This window comes from [Clostridium] symbiosum ATCC 14940, assembly GCF_000466485.1.
GTDB classification, from domain to species: Bacteria; Bacillota; Clostridia; order Lachnospirales; family Lachnospiraceae; genus Otoolea; species Otoolea symbiosa.
The window spans coordinates 1-6,349 of the sequence record NZ_KE993013.1 but is presented as its reverse complement, the minus strand read 5'-3'; the positions used below and the strand labels follow the sequence as shown (position 1 = coordinate 6,349).

The window sequence follows — 6,349 nt, the reverse complement described above, 5'->3', positions numbered from 1 at the left end:
GGACGCGTCCTCCAACCTCAGTTAAATCTCCATTCTTTTGACGTCCCCTCCCCTTTAGGCTATAATATAATTAAATTCATTCAAAATGCGCAGGCGTCTCTGCCGGCCCCCTGCCTGCGCCCACAGATAGAGACATAAGGACAGGAGGAACAACTGATGACACGGATATTTTTAGTTGAGGACGATAAGGCAATCGCTAAAAACCTCACGCTTTTACTTCGCTCGGAGGGATTTACGGTCAGCCACGCAGCCACTCGGGGGGAGGCCTCCGCCATGCTGGCCGGAAACCTTTTTGACCTGGCATTGGTAGACATTGCCCTGCCGGACGGGAACGGTTTCACGGTCTGCACGGAAATTAAAGAACGGTATCAGATTCCCGTACTTTTTCTGACTGCCTCCGGCGACGAGGCAAGTGTCGTGACGGGGCTTAACATGGGCGCGGACGACTATATCACAAAGCCCTTCCGGACCCGCGAACTGATTGCGCGAATCCGTGCGGCACTCCGGAAACAGGAACGTGCCGGGCAGGCGTTTGAAGTCTGCGGTCTTTGTGTCGATACGGCAAGCGGCGTTGTGACAAAATACGGCAGGGAGATTTTTCTTTCCGCGCTGGAATACCGCCTGCTCCTGATATTTATGAACAATCCCAAAAATATTATTACAAGGAGCCGGCTTCTTGACGAATTATGGGATGCGGCAGGCGAATTCGTCAATGACAATACCTTGACGGTGTATATCAAACGTCTGCGCGAGAAAATAGAAAACGATCCTGCAAACCCGCAGATTATACTGACGGTCCGGGGCACGGGATACAGACTGGGAGGAAATGATGCTTCGTAACAGGGAATTTAGGCAGTTTGCCATTCTATTCGCCTTAATGTCCGCCGCATCTGTTGCGCTTGGCTTTGCAATCAGTACGGCGGCGGGACTGCTTTTATCATTTTCCTGCGCTGTCTTCGGCGCAGCATTTTTTGTGTTTACCAAAATCCGGTATAACCGCATCGCCCTGCTCTCCAGTCAAATCGATCTCGTGCTTCACAATGCCGGGCGGCTGGATCTCGGTGAGATGGATGAGGGCGAGCTTTCCATCCTGCACAGTGAAATCACAAAAATGATGCAGCGCATCCGGGAACAGAACGATGCACTGAAACAGGATAAAATCCGGCTGGCTGACTCCCTGGCCGACATCGCCCACCAGCTTAGGACACCGCTCACATCGGCAAACCTCATCCTGTCACTGCTCTCAGACACCGCGGATGAAAATGAGCGGAGGGCATTTCTGAGGGAAACCGAGGAACTTCTTGTGCAGATGGACTGGCTGATCACATCCCTGCTCAAATTATCGCGGCTGGACGCCGGGGTTGTCGTATTCCAACGCGGGCCGGTCGATGTAAACGAACTGATACGCTCCTCACTTTGCCCCTTCCTTATTACAATGGATCTGCACCGCATTATCGTTCAGGTGGATGCGCCGGAGGGAGTCATCATTCAGGGCGACAACGGCTGGCTTGTGCAGGCAATCCAGAATATCCTCAAAAACTGCATGGAAAGCGCAGGCGACGACGGGTTGATCGAAATCGTCTGTACGGATAACGTGCTGTTTACCGAAATCATGATTCATGACAACGGCGCCGGATTTAATCAGGAAGACTTACCCTGTCTCTTTGACAGATTTTACAGGGGAAAAAGCACAGGCGTACAGGGCTATGGAATCGGACTGGCACTCTGCCGGATGATTATCACAAGCCAGGGAGGTACCGTCACCGCGAAAAACCATCCCCGGGGCGGGGCGGTCTTCACCATCCGCTTTCCAAAGTGACAGAGCGATGTGACAGAGCAAAGTGACAGAGCAAAGTGACGGTTCTCTCACCGAAAAGTCACCGGAATGTGAGTTTAACGCTCTATGATATATGGGTAAACCATAAGGAAGGAGGCTCACAGAATGGAGCTGCTAAAAATTGAAAATCTCTGCAAGATCTACGGCAGCGGCAAAAAACAGGTTACCGCCCTGGACCATGTCTCACTCACTATCGAAAAGGGGGAATTTGTTGCAATTATCGGAGCTTCCGGCTCCGGCAAATCCACGCTGCTCCACATCATCGGCGGCGTAGATGTACCCACAGGCGGAAAGGTGTATCTGGACGGACAGGATGTATATGCGCAGAATAATGAAAAACTGGCTATTTTCCGCAGGAGGCAGGTCGGGCTGATTTACCAGTTCCACAACCTGATTCCCACGCTGAACGTAGTGGAGAACATCACTCTGCCGATCCTGATGGACAGGCGCAAGGTCAATGAGGAGCGGCTTAACGATCTCCTCCAAATGCTGGGACTTAAGGAGCGCAGGACCCATCTGCCAAACCAGCTCTCAGGCGGACAGCAGCAGCGTGTTTCCATCGGCCGCGCATTGATGAACGCGCCACAGGTCTGCCTCGCCGATGAACCCACCGGCAGCCTGGACAGCCGGAACGGCCACGAAATTATAAAGCTGCTGAAGGAGAGCAATAAAAAATACGGACAGACCCTGCTTCTCGTCACCCATGATGAGAATATCGCCCTGCAGGCAGACCGCATTATCGGTATCTCGGACGGCAGGGTGGTGCGGGACGAAAGGGTGGTGCGGCGATGAACATTTTCAGCAGGATTGCGCTGCAAAGCATGAAGAAGAGCCGCTCACGGACCATTGTGACGGTAATCGGAGTGATTCTGTCAGCCGCCATGATTACGGCCGTCGCTGCCTTCGGCACCTCTCTTCTGAATTTTCTGCTCAATAATTCAATAGCAAAATATGGAGACTGGCACATTGAGTTTCCGGATGTCTCCTCTTCTTTCGTCCGGGAACGGGCGGGCGACAAAGAGCTGTCAGGCTCCGCCTCTTTTGAAAATATCGGCTATGCGGTGCTGGACGGCGCCAAAAGTCCGGAGAAACCCTATCTTTTTATCGCCGGATTCAGTGAGGATACATTTAACACCCTGCCCGTCCGCCTGATTTCCGGCAGAATGCCAGAAAACAGCAAAGAAGTTCTCGTACCGGCCCATATCGCGATAAAAGGCGGGGTCAGGTTCAAGGTTGGCGACACCCTTTCCCTTGCCGTCGGAAACCGCACGGACGGTGACAGAAACTTGAGCCAGCACGATCCTTACCGGCCCGGGGACGTTACAAAAGACGGCGGTGAAAGCCTGCTGCCGGACGCAGTAAAAACCTATACGGTTACAGGCATATGCGAAAGGCCCGGCTTTGAGGAACACTCCGCTCCCGGATATACGCTGATAACGAAGGCGGACGCATCGGCCCAAACCGGCAGTCTGAGTTTTTTTGCCACGCTGAAAAAGCCTCGCAAGGTCAGTGCTTACGCAGGCCGTGCAGCCGGAGGGTACCCGTTTCTCTTAAATGATTCCGTACTGCGTTTTATGGGAATCTCGGAAAACAGATTGTTCAATACGCTTTTGTACACGGTCGGCCTCATTTTGGCTGCCATAATTATGACCGGCTCGGTTTTTCTGATTTATAATTCCTTCAATATCTCACTAAACGAACGCATACGCCAGTTCGGTATTCTTTCGTCGGTGGGTGCAACGTCAAAACAGCTTCTGAATTCGGTACTGTTTGAAGGGCTCTGCATCGGCGCAGCCGGAATACCGGCGGGCATATTAGCCGGTATCGGCAGCGTCCGGCTTCTGCTCCCTGTCGTTGCCGGAAAGTTCCGGAATATTATCCACAGCGCGGTTCCCCTGACCTTATCGGTATCCGTTCCCGCCATTGCGGCGGCAGCCGCGCTCAGCCTGGTTACCATCTTGATTTCAGCATATATTCCGGCCAGAAAAGCCTCAAACACTCCCGTCATGGAATGTATCCGCCAGACAAATGAGGTAAAAACCAGGCCAAACGAAATGAAAACATCCGGTTTGGCGCTCCGTCTGTACGGTTTGGAGGGAACACTTGCGCTTAAGAATTTTAAGAGGAATAAAAAGCGCTATCGCACCATCGTGATGTCCCTGGTCCTCAGCGTCGTACTCTTCGTATCAGGCAGTGCTTTCAGCACCACACTGAAGCGGATATCACAGCGGTATATTGTGGATATCGGCTATGACATCTTCTTCGATGTCCGGGACATGGAGGACAGTGAACTGCTCCCGCTCTACGACAGGCTTAAATCAGCGGACGGAGTTTATAAAAGCATGTATCAGACGGTTCTGTCCTATGTTGCCGCTGTCGATTCAGGCAGTTTGTCCAGCCGCTGTCAGGAATACAGAGACGGCGCTCAGCCGGACGGTACGATTTATCTGCCCATGGATATCCAGTTCATCCCGGACCGTGAATATCTGCGTTTTATCAGTGAATTGGGACTGCCCGAAGAAAACTGCACCGGGCCGGATGCGGATTTGATTGCCGTAGCCAAACAGAGGACCGGCACAGAGAAGGGAAGCGGGGAAATCTTTGATTTATTTAAAGAGCCATCCATGACCCTGTCTGCCGCGCCGGAAAGAAACGGCAGCCCCATAGCAGCCAGGGAACAGAAACTGAATATTACCTTTGCCGATACGTATCCGGTCGATCCGCCCCCGAAGCAGGCATCCGGGCCGGAACAGCCTGACCGGGTATTTATGGTCATAGCTCCGGATTCCGTCAGAAAAAGGTTTGAAACCCCGGATACCCATAAAGTTACCGGACTGGGCTTTTGGTCGGAAAATCCTTCGGAATCGGTGAGGGAGATGGAATTGATAATTCAGGATGCAGGGATTACGTCTGAGTATACCCTCTACAACCTGTCCGAAATACTGGATCAGTTCTACAGCGCAGCCTTTGTGATTGATGTGTTTACTTACGTCTTTGTCATCATGATTTCACTGATTGCGGTTGCCAATGTATTTAACACGATCTCTACGAATATCCGGCTGCGCAGACGGGAGCTTGCCATGCTCCGATCGGTGGGAATGTCCGGCCGTGATTTTAATAAAATGATGACTTATGAGTGTGTTTTTTACGGAATGTGGACACTTTTCACCGGCCTGCCGCTGTCTGCAGCCGCCTCATGGCTGATTTACAGAGGTCTGGCATCCGTGGAAAAAATGGAGGATTTCCATTTTGTATTTCCCTGGCGCAGTATGGCGGCCAGTGTGTTCAGTGTACTCCTTATTGTCTTCATCACAATGATGTATGCCGTAAGCCGGTTAAAGAGAGAAAACATTATTGACGCGCTGCGCGATGATATGACTTGATTTGGAATCAGAGGATCCGTTTTCCTTCCTGATTCAGGAACAGGAGCAGCTCTTCAAAGGGCAGCGGCCTGCTGATTAAATACCCCTGAAGGTAATGGCAGCCCATTTCTGCCAGGCTTCGGGCCGTCCGTATTGTTTCCACTCCCTCCGCCGTCACCTGAAAGTGATTCGCTCCGGCAAAGTCAATGATGTTCCTGACAAGGGGCTTTGCCAGGCGCTGGTTATCCATGGCCCATACAAGCTCTTTGTCCAGCTTTATAACATGGAACGGCATCCGAAGCAAACGCAGAAGCCCCGAATAACCTTTACCAAAATCATCGATAGCGATTGAAATACCGATGTCATATAGCTCCCGGACTGTCTGCAGAAAGCTTGTCTCATCCGGCAGTCCCGCGCTTTCACTGACCTCCATACAGATCTGGCCGGGACGGACTCCGCCCGTAATTAAGGCTGTTCCTACTTTACGGGCGAGTCCCGGTTCCATACAGGTTGACGGCGACAGATTAATATTAATTTTCTCTATCCCGTACCTGTTAAGCTCCGGAAATGCATGGCAGGCCTGGCAAAACATCCACCAGTCTATCTGCCCGAGGTCTCCGCTCTGCTCGGCCTGCTGCACATAATGTTCGGTATCAAAGAATCCGGCATCGCCGTCGCTGACCCGGAGCAGTATCTCTACTTCGGTTATCCTTTTTTTCCCTACATGGTAAATCGGCTGGTACCAGCATTCCATGCCGGAAGCGGCAATCACGAAGCTTTGCGGCGAGGCCGCATTCTTTACTGACATAATTATCACCTTATCTTTCAGTACAACAGCAGCGCGTTATTAACATAATAATGATTATGTGGTAACCGCTTCGCTGAAAATACATACCTTAACGGTCAATTACCAGAATATCACAAAATATTCCCAAAAACAAGTCTTTATAAACTGGTATTGGCAAAATTTACAGACGGCAAACAGGCTGACTTGAATTTAAATGTTCAAATCGGCCTGTTTGCGCTGCCCGCCGTTCTCCGGTTCCTTGTCTGACAAAGCGGCTAAACTGCTTTTCAGTCATAAATCAGGATGGAAATACCGGCCCCTTACACCGTTTTTTTTGCAAAAACCACATAATCATTATTATGT

Annotated in this window: 5 protein-coding genes; 4 read left to right on the top strand and 1 reads right to left on the bottom strand. The window is 51.2% G+C overall.

What is annotated here, in order from left to right; genetic code table 11:
- Window positions 1-156 precede the first annotated feature (156 nt).
- The 4 genes from CLOSYM_RS18835 to CLOSYM_RS18820 all read left to right on the top strand — a co-directional run bounded on the left by CLOSYM_RS18835 (window position 157) and on the right by CLOSYM_RS18820 (window position 5,220).
- Window positions 157-840, top strand: a complete 684-nt coding sequence (locus CLOSYM_RS18835) for a response regulator transcription factor (protein WP_021643382.1) — start codon at window positions 157-159, stop codon at window positions 838-840.
- A complete protein-coding gene (locus CLOSYM_RS18830) occupies window positions 830-1,819 on the top strand; it encodes a sensor histidine kinase (RefSeq protein ID WP_044902893.1) in 990 nt (329 codons plus the stop codon). The genes CLOSYM_RS18835 and CLOSYM_RS18830 overlap by 11 nt, the downstream gene beginning before the upstream one ends.
- Before the next feature lie 123 nt (window positions 1,820-1,942).
- Window positions 1,943-2,629 carry an ABC transporter ATP-binding protein gene (locus CLOSYM_RS18825; RefSeq protein ID WP_021643380.1) on the top strand — a complete coding sequence of 229 codons (687 nt, stop codon included), beginning with the start codon at window positions 1,943-1,945 and terminating at the stop codon, window positions 2,627-2,629.
- Complete coding sequence (locus CLOSYM_RS18820; RefSeq protein WP_021643379.1) at window positions 2,626-5,220, top strand: ABC transporter permease; 2,595 nt, start codon at window positions 2,626-2,628, stop codon at window positions 5,218-5,220. Before CLOSYM_RS18825 ends, CLOSYM_RS18820 begins: the two co-directional genes overlap by 4 nt.
- Before the next feature lie 7 nt (window positions 5,221-5,227).
- On the opposite strand, the gene CLOSYM_RS18815 is transcribed toward CLOSYM_RS18820, so the two are convergent.
- Window positions 5,228-6,007: an EAL domain-containing protein gene (locus CLOSYM_RS18815; protein WP_003499304.1), complete on the bottom strand. Its 780-nt coding sequence runs from the start codon at window positions 6,005-6,007 to the stop codon at window positions 5,228-5,230.
- Window positions 6,008-6,349: the final 342 nt, after the last annotated feature.